Raw genomic sequence first — 17,430 nt, forward strand, 5'->3', positions numbered from 1 at the left:
AGTATTGTTGATTGTACTGAAAAAACGCGCCAGATAAACGTCACCATGCACGTTGTGTTTTTTTTCTTCGTCTATTGACGATCGCACTTGTCAAAGGCTCGCGTTTTGCGTAATATTCGCGCCCTATTGTGAATATTTATAGCGCACTCTGAATCACTCAAAAGATGTGCGCGGAAGCGGAGTTTTTTATGTACGCGGTTTTCCAAAGTGGTGGTAAACAACACCGAGTAAGCGAAGGTCAGACCATTCGCCTGGAAAAGCTGGACATCGCAACTGGCGAAACTATTGAGTTCGCTGAAGTTCTGATGGTCGCAAACGGTGAAGAAGTCAAAATCGGCGTTCCTTTCGTTGATGGCGGCGTTATCAAAGCTGAAGTTGTTGCTCACGGTCGTGGCGAGAAAGTTAAAATTGTTAAGTTTCGTCGTCGTAAACACTACCGTAAGCAGCAGGGCCATCGTCAGTGGTTCACTGATGTTAAAATCACTGGCATCAGCGCTTAAGACTAGGGGAGCAGATTTAAATGGCACACAAAAAGGCTGGCGGCTCAACTCGTAACGGTCGCGATTCAGAAGCTAAACGTCTGGGCGTAAAACGCTTTGGCGGAGAAGCAGTACTGGCAGGTAGCATCATCGTTCGTCAACGTGGTACCAAATTCCACGCTGGCTCTAACGTAGGTTGCGGCCGTGACCACACTCTGTTCGCTTTGACTGACGGTAAAGTTAAGTTCGAAGTTAAAGGCCCGAAAAACCGTAAGTTCATCAGCATCGTTGCTGAATAAGTTTTTCGCGTCCCGGTAACGGATGAAAGCCCCGCAACACGTTGCGGGGCTTTTTACATTCTGTCCCGGTAAATTATTTGCAGGGAATAGGGCATGAAGCAGCAGGCAGGCATTGGGATCCTTTTGGCGCTAACGACAGCCATGTGCTGGGGTGCATTACCCATTGCCATGAAGCAGGTGCTGGAGGTGATGGAACCGCCCACAATCGTGTTCTATCGCTTTTTAATGGCGGCGATAGGTCTCGGCGCTATTCTGGCCATCAAAGGCAAGCTGCCACCGATGCGTATTTTCCGTCAACGCCGCTGGCTGGTCTTGCTTGCTATTGCCACCGGAGGCCTGTTCGGGAATTTCATTCTCTTTAGCTCCTCTCTGCAATATTTGACCCCAACAGCCTCACAGGTGATTGGACAGCTTTCACCGGTGGGCATGATGGTCGCCAGCGTCTTTATCCTCAAGGAGAAGATGCGGGGAACTCAGATAATTGGGGCAACAATGCTGCTTTGCGGGCTGGTGATGTTTTTCAACACCAGCCTGATTGAGATTTTTACCAGACTAACCGATTACACCTGGGGTGTGATCTTCGGCGTCAGCGCCGCCGCAGTCTGGGTGAGCTACGGGGTCGCGCAAAAGGTGTTATTACGCCGGTTGGCCTCGCAGCAGATCCTCTTTTTGCTGTACACTTTATGCACAATAGCGTTACTGCCGCTGGCAGAGCCAGGCACAATAGCCCAGCTAAGCCACTGGCAGCTGGCCTGCCTGATCTTCTGCGGCCTCAATACGCTGGTAGGATACGGCGCGCTCGCTGAGGCGATGGCGCGCTGGCAGGCGGCGCAGGTGAGCGCATTAATCACGCTCACTCCGCTGTTTACGCTGTTGTTTTCAGATTTATTATCACAGGCCTGGCCCGATGTTTTCGCCAGACCGATGTTAAACCTTTTAGGTTATCTCGGTGCGTTTGTCGTGGTTGCGGGCGCTATGTATTCCGCCATAGGCCACCGCCTCTGGGGACGCTGGCGCAAGCGTGAAGTGATTGTCACTTTACCCCGCTCAGGCGAATGAGTAACGGAGAGTAAAATGAAGTTTGTTGATGAAGCTACGATTCTGGTCGTGGCAGGTGACGGCGGTAACGGCTGCGTAAGCTTTCGTCGTGAAAAATATATTCCGCGTGGCGGCCCTGACGGCGGCGACGGTGGTGACGGCGGTGATGTCTGGCTGGAAGCGGACGAGAACCTCAACACCCTGATCGACTACCGCTTCGAGAAATCTTTCCGCGCCGAGCGTGGGCAGAACGGCCAGAGCCGTGACTGTACCGGCAAGCGTGGTAAAGATGTCACCGTTAAGGTGCCGGTAGGGACGCGCATCATTGACCAGGGTACTGGCGAGACCATGGGCGATATGACTAAACACGGTCAGCGCCTGATGGTGGCGAAAGGCGGCTGGCACGGTCTGGGCAACACGCGCTTTAAATCCTCCGTCAACCGTACTCCGCGTCAGAAAACGATGGGTACGCCGGGCGACAAGCGCGATCTGCAGCTGGAGCTGATGCTGCTGGCCGACGTCGGGATGCTGGGCATGCCTAACGCCGGTAAATCGACGTTTATCCGTGCCGTATCCGCAGCGAAACCGAAAGTGGCGGACTATCCGTTCACCACCCTGGTACCGAGTCTCGGCGTAGTGCGTATGGACACCGAGAAGAGCTTTGTCGTTGCCGACATTCCGGGCCTGATTGAGGGCGCGGCAGAGGGCGCAGGGCTGGGTATTCGCTTCCTGAAGCACCTTGAGCGCTGTCGCGTCCTGCTGCACCTGATCGACATCGATCCTATCGACGGTTCCGATCCGGTTGAGAACGCGCGCATCATCATTGGTGAGCTGGAGAAGTACAGCGAGAAGCTGGCTGCCAAGCCGCGCTGGCTGGTCTTCAACAAGATCGACCTGATGGATAAGGCTGAGGCCGAAGAGAAGGCGCAGGCGATTGCTACGGCGCTGGGCTGGGAAGATAAACACTATCTCATCTCTGCGGCCAGCCAGCAGGGCGTAAAAGAGCTCTGCTGGGACGTCATGACCTTCATCATCGAGAACCCGCTGGTTCAGGCTGAAGAAGCGAAGCAGCCTGAGAAAGTCGAATTCATGTGGGATGACTACCACCGTCAGCAGCTTGAAGAAGCTGACGTCGAAGAAGACGATGAAGACGACGACTGGGATGAAGAGGACGACGAAGGTATCGAGTTTATCTACAAGCGTTAACCCAGTAAAAACCCCGGCCATAAGCCGGGGTTTTTGTATACATGGGGCTGAGGAAACGTGTAGGCCCGGCAAGCAGAGCGCCGCCGGGCGTTTTGGCTAATTATTCTGATAAACGTCTTTGTACAGTCGACTCTCGAAGCGCACCAGCGGGATGCGGCGGTTACGCTGGTCGGCAGGCTCTACCGCATAGCCGGAGAGATACTGCACAAAGGCCATGCGCTGGCCGCTGGCAGTGGTAATAAAGCCCGCCAGGTTATACACCCCTTGCAGGGAGCCTGTCTTCGCCGACACCTTGCCGTCGACCCCTGCCGCATGCAGACCGGCACGATACTGTAACGAGCCGTCATAGCCCGCCAGCGGCAGCATTGAGATGAAGTTCAGCTCGGTGTCATGCTGGGCGATATACTGCAGCACCTGCATCATGGTAGCCGGAGAGATCAGGTTATGGCGCGACAGGCCGGAGCCATCCACCACAATGCTGTTACCCAGATCGACTCCCGCCTGCTGACGTAGGATCTGCCGTACGGCATCCGCCCCCGCACGCCACGTGCCCGGCACGCCAAAGCGCGCATGGCCGATGGTGCGAAACACGGTATCAGCGATCATGTTGTCCGACTTTTTCAGCATGATCTTTAAGAGATCGTGCAGCGGCGCGGACTGCTTGCTGGCAATCACCGTTCCCGGCTCGTTAACCAGCGTCTGGCGCAGCAGCGTGCCGCTGTAGGTAATCCCGGCCTGCTTAAGCTCATCTTTCAGCACCGCCCCGGCGTAGCTCGCTCCGTCCTGGATGGCAAAGGCCAGCGGCAACGGGTCGGCGCGCTGGGTCAGGCAGCCGGTCAGCGTAAAGCGGTTGAGGTCGCCAGGGACGACGTCCAGCTCGCAGTACTGGGCATCAGGGGAGCCTTTGGCCAGCGTACGCACCTGGCTGAACATGGTGACGGGGTAGTAGGAGGCGATGCGGATAAACGCCAGATCGTTAGCCTTCTGGGCGCTGTAGAGCGATACCGAGAAGCAGTTGCGATCGATAATCGCGGCGGCGGGTGGGGCGCTGAAGCACTGGGTCATGTCATTCCACGGCCAGCCGGGAGCTTTATCGTGGCTGGCAAAAACCGAGGTGTCGATCAGCACATTGCCATCGATCTGCTGCACGCCGGACTTTTTGAGTACCGCGACCATATTGCGGATATCCTGACGTTTTAGCGTCGGATCGCCGCCAAATCGCGCCACCAAATCCCCTTTTAGCACCCCGTTCGCAACGTTACCTTTACTCTCAAGCGTGGTGGTAAAACGGAAATCTGGGCCGAGCTGCAACAGGGCGGCCAGCCCGGTGATCACTTTTTGGGTACTGGCAGGCAGGGCCATCTGCTGGCTGTGGTAATCAATATCGGGAGCCTGGGCACCAACCTTCTGCACCATCAGGGCGAGGTTTGCGCCAGCAGGCAGCTGGTTAATGTACTCATCAACATTCGCAGCCTGCACATTCAACGCTATACTGGTGGTCAATCCGATGACATATCTGGAAAATCGCATAATCTCGCGCTAGAAACCTGGAAACAGGCCGTCATACTACGGTGCATCGCACCGGAAAGTAAACGATGACCCATAAGGAACTTCCGGGTAAAATGCGTATCAAATTGAAAAATTGCTGCTGACCTGGAGCCTTGTCTCCGGGTCGGTTTTCTTTTGCTTTTGTCTCCCCCTCCTTTGCGCGGTATGCGGGGGGTAAAGCGACCGGGGCGGGGCCACCGCTCCCTACAGGAATGTTTAAGAGGTATAACAATGCAAGCTATTCCGATGACCTTACGTGGTGCTGAAAAATTACGCGAAGAGCTGGATTTCCTGAAGTCCGTGCGTCGTCCTGAAATCATCGCTGCGATTGCCGATGCCCGCGAGCATGGCGACCTGAAAGAGAATGCTGAGTACCATGCTGCCCGCGAGCAGCAGGGGTTCTGCGAAGGGCGTATCAAAGACATTGAAGCCAAGCTCTCTAATGCGCAGGTGATCGACATCACAAAAATGCCTAATAATGGCCGCGTGATTTTTGGCTCGACCGTTACCGTGCTGAACCTCGATAACGACGAAGAGCAGACCTACCGTATCGTGGGTGATGACGAGGCGGATTTTAAGCAGAATCTGATCTCGGTAAACTCGCCGATTGCCCGTGGTCTGGTCGGCAAAGAGCAGGACGATGTGGTCGTCATTCGCACGCCGGGTGGCGAAGTGGAGTATGAGATCCTTAAGGTAGAATATCTTTAATTACGCGCCAACCTGTAATATGTTGACGTAATGTAAAGATAAGAAAAAGGCCGCATAGCGGCCTTTTAACAACGTCAAGAGCGTGGCATTTTGCTTGTCAGCTTGCGGAAAACCCCTCGTTTTACACAGATTTTGTGTTCTATCCAGGATATTCTTAGCGTGGCAGCGAAATTTTACGCTCCTTCGATGGGCGGTACAGCACCAGCGTTTTACCGATGACCTGTACGTTAGAGGCGCCGGTTTCACGAACAATCGCTTCCACGATCAGCGTCTTAGTTTCGCGGTCTTCGGTAGCGATCTTGACCTTGATTAGCTCATGGTGCTCTAGCGCTTGTTCAATCTCGGCCAGTACCCCTTCGGTCAAACCATTGTTGCCAAGCATAACTACCGGCTTGAGCGGATGTGCCAGACCTTTAAGGTGCTGTTTTTGTTTAGTACTCAGATTCATCGTATATTTTTGCTTACGTTGGGATTGAAAACGGTTCATTCTACCGCCATCTCCAGTGTATCGCCAAATCGGCTGTGCTGATAGTTGATAGCCTGCTACTCACGATGAACAACTTGGATATAGAGATGACAGGTAAAAAGCGTTCTGCCAGTTCAAGCCGCTGGCTTCAGGAACACTTTAGCGATAAATATGTGCAGCAGGCGCAGAAAAAAGGGTTACGTTCCCGCGCCTGGTTTAAACTTGATGAAATACAGCAAAGTGACAAACTTTTTAAGCCAGGCATGACGGTTGTCGACCTGGGAGCAGCGCCGGGCGGCTGGTCACAGTATGTGGTCACGCAGATTGGCGGCAAGGGGCGAATCATCGCATGCGATCTTCTTCCTATGGATCCCATCGTTGGTGTCGACTTCCTTCAGGGCGATTTTCGTGATGAATTAGTCGTAAAGGCGCTGTTGGAACGCGTTGGCGACGAAAAAGTTCAGGTGGTCATGTCTGACATGGCCCCCAACATGAGCGGAACACCGGCGGTGGATATTCCCCGCGCCATGTACCTGGTGGAGTTGGCGCTGCAGATGTGCCGCGACGTTCTCGCACCGGGCGGAAATTTTGTAGTGAAGGTGTTTCAGGGCGAAGGTTTCGATGAGTACCTAAGAGAAATTCGCTCTCTGTTTACGAAGGTAAAAGTGCGTAAACCTGACTCTTCGCGTGCACGTTCACGCGAAGTGTACATTGTAGCGACCGGGCGAAAATGATAAACCGTTGATATCAAACCCAGGTTTGAATGAGACGGGATACAGAGTATCCTGACGCTGTTTTTAACACAGTTGTAATATGAGGTTAATCCCTTGAGTGACATGGCGAAAAACCTAATACTCTGGCTGGTCATTGCCGTTGTGCTGATGTCAGTATTCCAGAGCTTTGGGCCCAGCGAGTCGAGTGGCCGTAAGGTGGATTACTCTACCTTCCTGCAAGAGGTCAATCAGGACCAGGTTCGCGAAGCGCGTATCAACGGACGTGAGATCAACGTTACCAAGAAAGATAGTAACCGTTACACGACTTACATCCCGGTCAACGATCCGAAACTGCTTGATAACCTGCTGACGAAAAACGTCAAAGTGGTTGGCGAGCCGCCGGAAGAGCCGAGCCTGCTGGCTTCTATCTTCATTTCGTGGTTCCCGATGCTGCTGTTAATCGGCGTCTGGATATTCTTTATGCGCCAGATGCAGGGCGGCGGTGGCAAAGGTGCCATGTCGTTCGGTAAGAGCAAGGCGCGTATGCTGACCGAAGACCAGATCAAGACCACCTTTGCTGATGTTGCAGGCTGCGACGAAGCCAAAGAAGAGGTGGGTGAGCTGGTTGAGTACCTGCGTGAGCCGAGCCGCTTCCAGAAACTGGGTGGTAAGATCCCGAAAGGCGTCTTGATGGTGGGACCGCCGGGTACCGGTAAAACGCTGCTGGCAAAAGCGATTGCTGGCGAAGCAAAAGTTCCTTTCTTCACTATTTCCGGTTCTGACTTCGTGGAGATGTTCGTGGGTGTCGGTGCATCCCGTGTGCGTGACATGTTCGAACAGGCCAAGAAAGCCGCACCGTGCATCATCTTTATCGATGAGATCGACGCCGTTGGCCGCCAGCGTGGCGCAGGCCTGGGCGGTGGTCACGATGAGCGTGAGCAGACCCTGAACCAGATGCTGGTTGAGATGGACGGCTTTGAAGGCAACGAAGGCATTATCGTTATCGCCGCGACTAACCGTCCGGACGTGCTTGACCCGGCGCTGCTGCGTCCAGGCCGTTTTGACCGTCAGGTTGTGGTTGGTCTGCCGGACGTGCGTGGCCGTGAGCAGATCCTGAAAGTGCATATGCGTCGCGTACCGCTGTCGCCGGATATCGATGCGGCAATCATTGCCCGCGGTACCCCAGGCTTCTCCGGTGCGGATCTCGCTAACCTGGTCAACGAAGCGGCCCTGTTTGCTGCCCGTGGCAACAAGCGCGTTGTCTCGATGGTTGAGTTTGAGAAAGCGAAAGATAAGATCATGATGGGTGCGGAACGTCGCTCCATGGTGATGACTGAAGCACAGAAAGAGTCTACCGCTTATCACGAAGCGGGCCACGCGATTATCGGTCGCCTGGTGCCGGAACACGATCCGGTCCACAAAGTGACGATTATTCCGCGCGGCCGTGCGCTGGGTGTGACCTTCTTCCTGCCTGAGGGCGACGCGATTAGCGCCAGCCGTCAGAAGCTGGAGAGCCAGATTTCGACCCTGTACGGCGGTCGTCTGGCAGAAGAGATCATCTACGGCGTTGAGCATGTTTCTACCGGAGCGTCGAACGACATCAAAGTTGCGACCAACCTGGCGCGTAACATGGTGACCCAGTGGGGCTTCTCCGACAAACTCGGTCCGCTGCTCTATGCAGAGGAAGAGGGCGAAGTGTTCCTGGGCCGCAGCGTGGCGAAAGCGAAACACATGTCCGATGAAACGGCACGTATTATCGACCAGGAAGTGAAATCGCTGATTGAGCGTAACTACAACCGCGCTCGTCAGATCCTGAACGATAACATGGACATCCTGCATTCAATGAAAGATGCGCTCATGAAGTATGAGACCATCGATGCACCGCAGATTGATGACCTGATGGCCCGTCGCGATGTGCGTCCGCCAGCGGGCTGGGAAGATCCTGGCTCAAACAGCTCTGACAGTAATGGTACGCCGCGTGCGCCGCGTCCGGTCGATGAACCGCGTACGCCGAACCCGGGCAACACCATGTCAGAACGGTTTGGTGACAAATAAGCCCTTGCGGCACCTGCATTAGCAATATTTAAAACCCCGGGGCGTGCTCCGGGGTTTTTTCTTATCTACCACCCACACAGTACAAGGGATGCTCTATGAAACTCTTCGCTCAGGGAACCACGCTCGATCTCTCACACCCGCACGTGATGGGAATACTCAACGTTACCCCGGACTCCTTTTCTGACGGCGGCGCACACCATACGCTGATCGACGCGGTTAAACATGCCAACCTGATGATCAACGCCGGGGCGACCATCATCGACGTCGGCGGCGAGTCAACCCGGCCGGGCGCGGCCGAAGTGAGCGTCGATGAGGAGCTCTCCCGCGTCGTACCGGTTGTGGAAGCGCTGGCGCAGCGTTTTGAGGTCTGGATCTCAGTGGATACCTCTAAGCCGGAGGTTATTCGGGAGATTGCCCGCGTGGGTGCGCATCTGATTAACGATATCCGCTCCCTGAGCGAGCCGGGCGCGCTGGAAGCGGCGGCGGAAACGGGTCTGCCGGTCTGCCTGATGCATATGCAGGGCGATCCAAAGACCATGCAGGACGCGCCAAAATATACCGATGTCTTTGCCGACGTTAACCGTTATTTCCACGAACAGATTGAAAGGTGTGAGAAAGCAGGCATTACAAAGGATAAATTGGTACTCGACCCCGGCTTCGGTTTCGGTAAGAATCTCTCTCATAACTATGCGCTTCTGGCTCGCCTGGCAGAATTTCACCATTTTGGTCTGCCGTTACTGGTCGGCATGTCCCGTAAATCGATGATTGGCCAGCTGCTGAACGTTGGCCCATCAGAGCGCCTGAGCGGCAGCCTGGCGTGCGCAACGATAGCGGCCATGCAGGGAGCGCACATAATTCGCGTTCATGACGTGAAAGAGACAACAGAAGCCATGCGGGTGGTCGAGGCCACGCTATCAGCGAAGGAAAACAAACGCTATGAGTAGTCGCAAATATTTTGGTACAGATGGTATTCGTGGGCGCGTCGGCGATGCGCCTATCACGCCTGATTTCGTTCTTAAGCTGGGCTGGGCAGCAGGTAAAGTACTGGCGCGTCATGGCTCGCGCAAAATCATTATCGGTAAAGATACGCGTATCTCTGGCTACATGCTGGAGTCGGCGCTGGAAGCAGGCCTGGCCGCTGCCGGTATCTCTGCCTCCTTCACCGGGCCGATGCCGACGCCGGCGGTGGCCTACCTGACCCGCGCATTCCGCGCCGAAGCGGGGATCGTCATCTCTGCTTCCCATAACCCGTTCTACGACAATGGTATAAAATTCTTCTCAACCGACGGCACCAAGCTGCCGGACGAGGTGGAAGAGGCCATTGAAGCCGAGCTGGAGAAGGAGATCAGCTGCGTTGACTCTGCGCTGTTGGGTAAAGCCAGCCGCATCGTAGACGCCGCTGGACGTTATATCGAGTTCTGTAAAGGCACCTTCCCGAACGAGCTTAGCCTGAAGGGGCTGAAAATCGTCGTCGACTGTGCTCATGGCGCAACCTACCACATCGCCCCTAGCGTCTTCCGCGAGCTGGGTGCGGATGTTATCACCCTCGGCTGCGAGCCGAACGGCGTGAATATCAACGAAGAGGTGGGTGCCACTGACGTGCGTGCGCTACAGGCTCGCGTGCTTGCCGACAAGGCCGATCTCGGTATCGCCTTTGACGGCGACGGCGACCGCGTCATCATGGTTGACCACGAAGGCAACAAGGTCGACGGGGATCAGATCCTCTACATTATCGCTCGCGAAGGCCTGCGTCAGGGTCAGCTGCGCGGCGGTGCGGTCGGCACGCTGATGAGCAACATGGGGCTGGAGCTGGCGCTGAAGCAGCTGGGTATTCCTTTCGCCCGGGCTAAGGTTGGCGACCGCTACGTGTTGGAGAAGCTGCAGGAGAAGGGCTGGCGCATTGGCGCGGAAAACTCCGGGCACATCATCCTGCTGGACAAAACCACCACTGGCGACGGCATTGTTGCCGGTCTGCAGGTGGTTGCCGCTATGGTGCGTAACAACATGACCCTGCACGATCTCTGCAGCGGCATGAAGCTCTTCCCGCAGATCCTGGTCAACGTGCGCTTTACCGCCGGAAAAGGCGACCCGCTGGAAAACGAAACCGTTAAATCGGTGACGGCAGAGGTTGAAGCGGCGCTGGGCAGCCGTGGACGCGTCCTGCTGCGTAAATCCGGGACCGAGCCGCTGATTCGTGTGATGGTAGAGGGCGAGAACGAAGCTCAGGTCACCGAGTTCGCTCATCGCATTGCCGACGCGGTAAAACAAGCCTAATTTTGAACTGGCACCGCTCCATAATTGGAGTGGTGCCAAATAATAATGCTCTTCTTAACCCTTCCTTAATAACTTAAAATTGCAGGATTAAAATATAACCTAATGCAATTGGCTGCATTAATTCAATTAATTCAATTAATGTAAGTAAGGAATGTTATGGAAAGGACAGCGTTTAATTTACCTGAGGAAAAATCTCATAATCGCCTAATAAAACAGCGAGGCGTGACGCTACTTGAAATCATTATCGTGCTGGGTATTATTGGCGTTATTGCCGCTGGCGTCGTGGTATTAGCGCAGCGCGCATTTACCGCTCAGGATATCTCAGATATCCAGAATAATACCAACAGTATTCGTACATCCATGACCGAAGCGTTTAAGGATGAAGGTGAATATCCTCCGGCTACAACAGAAGCCGTTACGCTGACAAAATCAGAGATCGCGACGTCGGACGATCTTGCGCCTATCGTTACGCTTAATAAACTCGGTAAGATCTCTCCCTCTGAGTCCTTTAACGGTATTTCAGGCGATGCTTTCCAGATTGGTCAGGCGCTGGTGGATTCTGAAAGCACCGTGCATAAAGGGTTCGTGGTTCTGGTGAGTGGCCTTGACCAGCAGACATGTCGAAATCTACTTTCGCAAATGGGTAACCAATGGGATTACGTTGGCATCATCTCTGCGCCTGCAGGTGAAGATGAATCGACAGAGCTTAACGGAACCGAATTGGATGCCGATAAAAAAGCGGGTACCGTACTGAAATCTCTGTCCGTTGCTGAAGATATTACCAGCACCGATATTGTCGATGAGGCTACCTGTAATATTGGTGGTGCTAATAACGGCATCGTCTTTGGCAGTAAATAATTAGTAAATAACAACCAATATCCGCTTTCGGGCGGATATTGCTGTCGCCGGAACGTGGAGCTTTTAATGATTAAGCGCAGGGAGAGCGGGTTTTCATTGCTTGAGATTATCATCGTCATGGCCATTGCCGGTGGCCTACTGACTATGTACACCCGTTATGTACGTAAACAAGCCGATCGCTCCTCTCAGCACACTATTTCTGCAGCATTAGTACAGGAGATGAAGGGCGTTATTAATTTTGTCAGAGATCGTGACGTTGTCGTAAAAAGCGAAGAGTCAAATACGGTCGAAGAGGTGCCCAACCCGCTCTATAATACCGAGACGCCGGATGCCAATTATCAGGTGCGCTTAAGCAACGACATTAATGATGTTGATACCGGAGATAAAAGCGAATATTACCTATGGGGCGACGGCAGCGATGCCAGCCAGCAACAGCGCTATCGCTTTATCAGCAGCAGCTGCAAGGAGACGTTGAAATCAGAGTATGCCTTTGAAAAGGAGTACCTTCCCTGCTGGATGAGCGGTGCGGCTAAGAATAACGCTGCACATATTGAGCGAGTCGGCTTTCGCGGTAGCGAGCTGGAAAGCCAGTCGGGCAGCATTAACCAGATTGATGCTATCGTTGAGTTTAGCGCTGACACCCGGGACGACCTGTTAGCATTTGCCCGTTTCCAGCCCGCTCTGGCGCAGGCGTTTTCCGATGCGGGCAATGTGCCCTCGCACGCCTGGATAGTGCATCGTGACTCCTCCAGCGCTGACTGGCAGCTGGTAACCAAAAATAACGATGGCAAAACGCCCGTTGAATTTGGTGCCGTGGCGAGCAGCATAGGCAGCTTGAACAGCTATACCTCCGGTGAGTTTGGCGTGCGCTTTACCTTTGATCTGAATGATAACGACAGCGATATTGCCGCCAGCGGTGGTGGCGGAGATATGTGCTGGAACTCGGAAGATAGCCAGATAGAGATGTGTTATGAGCAGCGCAGCGGCACGGGCACGCATGGTGAAAATACGGTACTCGCGCTGAATATGAAAGATGCCAGCAACAATAATGGCGATCAAAAGCTCGGCACGCTGCAGACAAACGTGGTGATGGAGAATACGGCGCGTAAGGTCTATCTGTTTCAGCGCAGCTACGGCGGCAATTTAGTGTTGGACTCGGCGGGCAACCCTGCATTTTATCAGTATAAGGACAGTAATTCACAATCGTTTATTGGTGATTATTATATGAACGATCTTGAAGCAGCTGAAATGAACAACGGGATGGATTATAACCTTTACCTCTATGTGCCTTACACCTATGATGCATTTGAGCTGGTGACGCCTGCGATCGTTGATTATATTTCCCATGGTGGTATGAATGGCGGCCCAGTAGAACGATCTGATGACGATCGTCCCTTTTATGATGACAGCCAAGCTGCCCAGAATAATAATAACGATTCAGGTAACGTGCGTTACCCAGTGCAAACTTGCCCGCAGGTGGAGCAGGAAATTACTCTGCGTGATAGTAGTGGTGAAGCACTTCTGAATAATGGCAAGCCGCGTACGGTTAAGGTATTACGTAGGCTGTATCCCCGCTTAAGCGTCGCTATTTCTTCTGTGTCTGCCTATCGTGCAGCTCAGGCAACTAACTTATACAACGATCCTGCAAATAACCGCAATAAGCTGTCTCCTTATAACTCAGTAGGCCAGCTGGGAGGCATCTCAATTCAGACTGAATTTGCCAAGCAGGATCTCACCGAAAAAGGGGGAGGGAGTCCGGGGCGTAACCGGGGAGACCATGCCATCTATGTTAATTCAAAGTACATATGGATTATCGGTGCAACCCTTGCCATGTTTGATGGCGATACCGGGGAGGGCGTTAACGTTGCCGAGCCTGGATCTGTCTCCTATACCATTAGCCGCTGGTGCAGCACGATACCCCAGCCGGGTACGCCAGCGGACCTCTTAGATTCATATCAGTACCAATAATATAATCAGGATACGTTTTAAAGGAATAGATATGCGTTATGTAAACTATGTATTGGGGGCGCTGCTTTTTACGGCCTGTATGTCCCTAAATACCTGGGCGGCACAGCAAGCGAAAAACCCATTTCATGATCCTGTATCTACGGTAATCAGCCCGATGGTTATTCAGGAGAATGAACTCTTAAGCCAGGGAGTAAAGGATTGGGTTTCCGCCAACGGCTACAAGCTTTTCTGGAACAGCAAAAAGGATTATCTGGTCTATAACGACATTACGCTGGCGGGTAAAACCGATGACGATATTTTACAGGCCCTGGGTGAGCTTTTCTTTTCTGAAAACTATGGGCTAGTGGTGAAGAAGTACGAAAAAAACCGCGTTATTGTCATCGACGAAATGTAATCATACGGAAATATCATGAGAATTAAAGCAGGAGCACTGCTGCTGGCCCTATTGGCACAGGGCTGCGTCAGCGATTTCGAAAAAAAATTTGATGCCAACGAAGATGTTAAAAAAACCTTTTCAGATACAACTTCTATGGAGGCATCTAAAGCCAAGCCCTATATCAAATATGACAGCGCTTTCTTAGGGCAGAAGGTTGAGTACAGCGTTGAGCAGCAGAAGCTGTTAAGCAAGCACGTTAAAATCTCGTCCTATGAGCCAGCTACCCTGTCCATTATTTTGGACGCGGTTGCCGCCCAGACCGGTATCAGCTATCGCATTAATGATAAAGCCATGGGCGATACCAAGCCGAGCGAGGAGGATAACGGCTGGGATAAGCCTCATAGCGTAAAGTTTGACGGCACATTTGAGGAGTTTATGCGCTATATCGCCTCGCTGTATGACGTCAGCCCTAAACTTGACGGCAATAACGTATTAAAAATAAACGTGTATGAAACCTACGTTATTAAGCTGGACTTCTACGGTGAGAACAACAAGTCGGAGACAACCCTCGACCTCTCCGGTAATGAGGCGACGTCAAACGGTGGATTAACCGGTAAAACGGAGACCAAGTTTGAGTCCTCCTTCTGGGATGACGTCGAGGATATGGCGAAAAACTATGTCACCTCCGGGAACTATAACCTCTTTAAAGATACCTCTATTCTGATGGTTAACTCCCGGCCATCCGAGTATGAGGCGTTGAGTAAGGCGTTAGATAAATATAAAGCGGATAACAGCCGTCAGTTTATCGTGACCTATAAGATTTTCACGCTTGATAAATCGAAGGTGAAACAGCTGGAGGCGGGGCTTGGATTCACCTTTGATGATGGAACAAGCTCAATGAAGATCACTTCATCCATGCTGGACTCCCTGACTAGCGGGGTCTCTGTCGGCTGGAAAAACAGCAACGTTGATATTAACAGCGGGCTGGATGCACTCTACAAGCTCACCGGCAGTCGCTCTCTGCAAAGTGGTTCGTTTATTACCCGCAACAATATGCCGGTGCCGCTGAATATGACCCGCTCAAAAAACTACGTCTCCAGCCGGACGCGCACGGTTGATGATAACGGTGAAGAGAACGTCGACGTTGAGACCGCCACCGTCGTAACCGGTACTAGCTTTATTATCACGCCCCGCGTACTTTCTGACGGCCGTATAGAAGTAGTGAATGGCTTCACCAAACGCTACCTGGAAGGCATTGAAGAGTATGACGACGTGCAGCTGCCTTCTGTTAGCACTACCGAGTCCTTTAACTCGTCGATCATTATGCCTGGCGATCTGCTGATGGTAGCCAAGTATGACATCAAAGATGAAAACGGCGGACTTGAGTATCAGGTGCTGGGGGTAAATGACAATAGTGATGATGCTTCAGCTACGGTGGTGATGGTTATTGGCATTGACTACTACCGTCAGCCAATTACCTCTCGTTAATGAAGAGAGGTAGCCGATGAGAGATGCATTGCTCAAAGAGAATATCCTGACCGGACTGCTGTGGGAGGCTGAAGATATGTCTTATCTTGGCCTGCCGACTCAGGCGTCTTTTCGTGGCATGGTCAAAGCAAACCGAAAGCTTATCTACCGCGACGATGAAGGCAAGACCGCAGTGGGTTACTGCAGCAGAGTATCTACCGCGTATGAACCTTTTGCTCTCTATATCAAAAATTTGTTTGGCGATGGAATTTATTTTTCACATGAAAGTAATGATGTGACCTATCTATTAATTATTAAGAGCGGACGGATAGTGAGCGGCACGGACTGCTTTATGGCTCGCAGCCTCTTTGATGAATTGATAACGCATCTGGGTGTCTATGAGCATCTTGAGTTTACGCCTCTCACCCCTGTACAGCTCGAGGCGGTTACTGAACGGTGCCGCATGCATCAGCTGTCTCTTAAGCGGAGGCGGCGATTTATTATGACTATTAGTACATGCGCGGGCGCTATTTTACTCGCTCTGATAGGAATCATACTTCATTTATATATAAACGGATAATCTATGCTGGAGAAGATTTATTTCTGGAAAGTGAAGAGAGGGTATAATGCGCCGGTCATTGCTACCGCTGCGATCGTTGCCAGCCTGTTTATCATTACTATTGGCACGTTTGCATGGTGGTACTATGGGCTAAAAGTCCCTGCTGATGAAAAACGCGCTGCGCAGCAGCAGGCGTTACGTAAACGGCAGACCGATCTGGCCGCTATTGCTTCCTTTTATAAGAAATCCCTTGCGGGTACAGATATTCTTCAGGCTATTAACGTTCTGGGGGAAATTCGTCAGAATACGTTAACCCTGTCAGCACTGGGCGTTGCCATTAAAAATAGACGTTTTATCTGTGATACCAGGTTCTGTGCAGTAGGTTTTAAAATTGAGCCGGGCACTATCCTGACCCTGCCCGTCATTAATTTTTTTGGCAAGGCGTACTCGGCTTCCGTACCGGTTAGGCGAGAAAAGGAGCGAACTCCAGCAAACGACTTTGAATATAGCAAGCTGGCGCTGCCCGTTACAGAAAATAAGCTGTTTATCCAATGGAGCAGGAAACAGGCGTTAAGTCTGCACAGCTGCAGTGAAATGATAGCCTACGTTAATACCTATAACTCGCTGTTCAATATAGAGAAAGGTAATAAGGCACAGCGCGACGGCATCATTCTTTTCAAAAGCTACCCGGCTTCGGCGGTAAAAGATAAAGAGGCGGCGCTGGCAGGTCATTTACCCTTTCGCGGCTTGATGAGCGCAAACTGGGAAATGCAGATCGATAACGGTAGCGATCGTTTTTCTGCGGGCGCGCCCGAAATTAAGGCCCAGCTTGCGCTCTATAAACAGGCCTGGCGTGATGCTTTTTTAATTAAAAAAATAGAGTCCACTGATAAAGGCATCAAAATTTCCGGAGGATTAATATGCAAAGCGTAAAAATGCGTTTAACAGCAGGTCTGTTTTTGCTGGGTTCAGCGATCGCTCAGGCTGCACCGACAACCGATCTGCCACCTGCGCCACCGGTTCCAGAGAGCGCAATGCAGCAGCATATTCAGAAAATGGTGGAGGAGGATTATGCCTGGGAGGCCAAAAAGCGCGACGTCGCCAACGAGCTTGAACTTGAAAGGATGAAAAGCGAGATCCGTAAGCTTCGTGGTGAAGACAAAATGCCCCTAATGGCGCAGCCGGTGTCAATTCCTGCGGAGATCGGCGCTACGCAGTCCAACAATATCTCGCCTCATATATTGTTAGAGTCCAACATTGGTGGCCTGTCACGTATTGCGGTAAGCAACGCTGACGGTAGCGCTCTGCGCTACGTAAGCCCCGGTGAGCACTTCACGCTCGATGGTCGTCAGTATCAGTTAGTAAGAGATAAGACATCAGGCCTGGCTATCAGGGAAACGGGCCGGTGAGTTTAGA

General features: G+C 52.4%; 18 protein-coding genes. 16 read left to right on the forward strand and 2 right to left on the reverse strand.

Going from position 1 to position 17,430, the window contains the following annotated elements; translation table 11 throughout:
- The first annotated feature begins 188 nt into the window (after nucleotides 1-188).
- From rplU to cgtA, 4 genes are all read left to right on the forward strand, one after another.
- Nucleotides 189-500, forward strand: coding sequence for a 50S ribosomal protein L21 (gene rplU / locus RTM13_RS10480; protein WP_042390095.1), 312 nt, complete (start codon nucleotides 189-191; stop codon nucleotides 498-500).
- Between the two features lie 20 nt (nucleotides 501-520).
- Nucleotides 521-778 carry a 50S ribosomal protein L27 gene (rpmA, locus tag RTM13_RS10485; protein WP_017457338.1) on the forward strand — a complete coding sequence of 86 codons (258 nt, stop codon included), beginning with the start codon at nucleotides 521-523 and terminating at the stop codon, nucleotides 776-778.
- A 93-nt stretch (nucleotides 779-871) separates the two neighbouring features.
- Complete coding sequence (locus RTM13_RS10490) at nucleotides 872-1,837, forward strand: DMT family transporter (RefSeq protein WP_312211981.1); 966 nt, start codon at nucleotides 872-874, stop codon at nucleotides 1,835-1,837.
- 15 nt (nucleotides 1,838-1,852) lie between these two features.
- Nucleotides 1,853-3,022: an Obg family GTPase CgtA gene (gene cgtA, locus RTM13_RS10495; RefSeq protein ID WP_312211982.1), complete on the forward strand. Its 1,170-nt coding sequence runs from the start codon at nucleotides 1,853-1,855 to the stop codon at nucleotides 3,020-3,022.
- Nucleotides 3,023-3,118: 96 nt separating this feature from the next.
- On the opposite strand, the gene dacB is transcribed toward cgtA, so the two are convergent.
- Nucleotides 3,119-4,552, reverse strand: a complete 1,434-nt coding sequence (dacB, locus tag RTM13_RS10500; protein ID WP_312211983.1) for a serine-type D-Ala-D-Ala carboxypeptidase — start codon at nucleotides 4,550-4,552, stop codon at nucleotides 3,119-3,121.
- A 249-nt stretch (nucleotides 4,553-4,801) separates the two neighbouring features.
- Here dacB and greA point away from each other — a divergent pair, with 249 nt between their 5' ends.
- Nucleotides 4,802-5,278: a transcription elongation factor GreA gene (greA, locus tag RTM13_RS10505; protein ID WP_042390099.1), complete on the forward strand. Its 477-nt coding sequence runs from the start codon at nucleotides 4,802-4,804 to the stop codon at nucleotides 5,276-5,278.
- A 154-nt stretch (nucleotides 5,279-5,432) separates the two neighbouring features.
- On the opposite strand, the gene yhbY is transcribed toward greA, so the two are convergent.
- Nucleotides 5,433-5,726 (reverse strand): ribosome assembly RNA-binding protein YhbY, encoded by a 294-nt coding sequence (yhbY, locus tag RTM13_RS10510; protein WP_042390674.1) that lies wholly within the window; start codon nucleotides 5,724-5,726, stop codon nucleotides 5,433-5,435.
- Between the two features lie 125 nt (nucleotides 5,727-5,851).
- Between yhbY and rlmE the strand changes: the two genes are divergently transcribed.
- The 11 genes from rlmE to RTM13_RS10565 all read left to right on the forward strand — a co-directional run bounded on the left by rlmE (nucleotide 5,852) and on the right by RTM13_RS10565 (nucleotide 17,423).
- Nucleotides 5,852-6,478, forward strand: a complete 627-nt coding sequence (gene rlmE, locus RTM13_RS10515) for a 23S rRNA (uridine(2552)-2'-O)-methyltransferase RlmE (RefSeq protein ID WP_042390101.1) — start codon at nucleotides 5,852-5,854, stop codon at nucleotides 6,476-6,478.
- 102 nt (nucleotides 6,479-6,580) lie between these two features.
- On the forward strand, nucleotides 6,581-8,512 hold the full coding sequence (gene ftsH / locus RTM13_RS10520; protein ID WP_312211984.1) for an ATP-dependent zinc metalloprotease FtsH: 1,932 nt from the start codon (nucleotides 6,581-6,583) through the stop codon (nucleotides 8,510-8,512).
- Between the two features lie 95 nt (nucleotides 8,513-8,607).
- On the forward strand, nucleotides 8,608-9,456 hold the full coding sequence (folP, locus tag RTM13_RS10525) for a dihydropteroate synthase (RefSeq protein ID WP_312211985.1): 849 nt from the start codon (nucleotides 8,608-8,610) through the stop codon (nucleotides 9,454-9,456).
- Entirely contained in the window at nucleotides 9,449-10,786 is a 1,338-nt protein-coding gene (gene glmM, locus RTM13_RS10530; RefSeq protein ID WP_312211986.1) for a phosphoglucosamine mutase, read from the forward strand. Before folP ends, glmM begins: the two co-directional genes overlap by 8 nt.
- Before the next feature lie 156 nt (nucleotides 10,787-10,942).
- On the forward strand, nucleotides 10,943-11,644 hold the full coding sequence (locus RTM13_RS10535; RefSeq protein ID WP_312211987.1) for a type IV pilus major pilin: 702 nt from the start codon (nucleotides 10,943-10,945) through the stop codon (nucleotides 11,642-11,644).
- Between the two features lie 66 nt (nucleotides 11,645-11,710).
- Complete coding sequence (locus tag RTM13_RS10540; RefSeq protein WP_312211988.1) at nucleotides 11,711-13,612, forward strand: type II secretion system protein; 1,902 nt, start codon at nucleotides 11,711-11,713, stop codon at nucleotides 13,610-13,612.
- Between the two features lie 31 nt (nucleotides 13,613-13,643).
- The gene (locus tag RTM13_RS10545; protein WP_312211989.1) at nucleotides 13,644-14,006 is read left to right on the forward strand and encodes a TcpQ domain-containing protein; all 363 of its coding nucleotides are present in this window, start codon (nucleotides 13,644-13,646) and stop codon (nucleotides 14,004-14,006) included.
- A 15-nt stretch (nucleotides 14,007-14,021) separates the two neighbouring features.
- Nucleotides 14,022-15,476 (forward strand): type II and III secretion system protein, encoded by a 1,455-nt coding sequence (locus RTM13_RS10550; protein ID WP_312211990.1) that lies wholly within the window; start codon nucleotides 14,022-14,024, stop codon nucleotides 15,474-15,476.
- A gap of 16 nt (nucleotides 15,477-15,492) precedes the next feature.
- Nucleotides 15,493-16,035: a pilus assembly protein gene (locus RTM13_RS10555; RefSeq protein WP_312211991.1), complete on the forward strand. Its 543-nt coding sequence runs from the start codon at nucleotides 15,493-15,495 to the stop codon at nucleotides 16,033-16,035.
- Between the two features lie 3 nt (nucleotides 16,036-16,038).
- Nucleotides 16,039-16,947, forward strand: a complete 909-nt coding sequence (locus RTM13_RS10560) for a hypothetical protein (protein WP_312211992.1) — start codon at nucleotides 16,039-16,041, stop codon at nucleotides 16,945-16,947.
- On the forward strand, nucleotides 16,935-17,423 hold the full coding sequence (locus tag RTM13_RS10565) for a hypothetical protein (RefSeq protein ID WP_312211993.1): 489 nt from the start codon (nucleotides 16,935-16,937) through the stop codon (nucleotides 17,421-17,423). The genes RTM13_RS10560 and RTM13_RS10565 overlap by 13 nt, the downstream gene beginning before the upstream one ends.
- Nucleotides 17,424-17,430 lie beyond the last annotated feature (7 nt).

Origin of the sequence: Pseudescherichia sp., assembly GCF_031979925.1 — a bacterium.
Taxonomy (GTDB): Bacteria; Pseudomonadota; Gammaproteobacteria; order Enterobacterales; family Enterobacteriaceae; genus Pseudescherichia.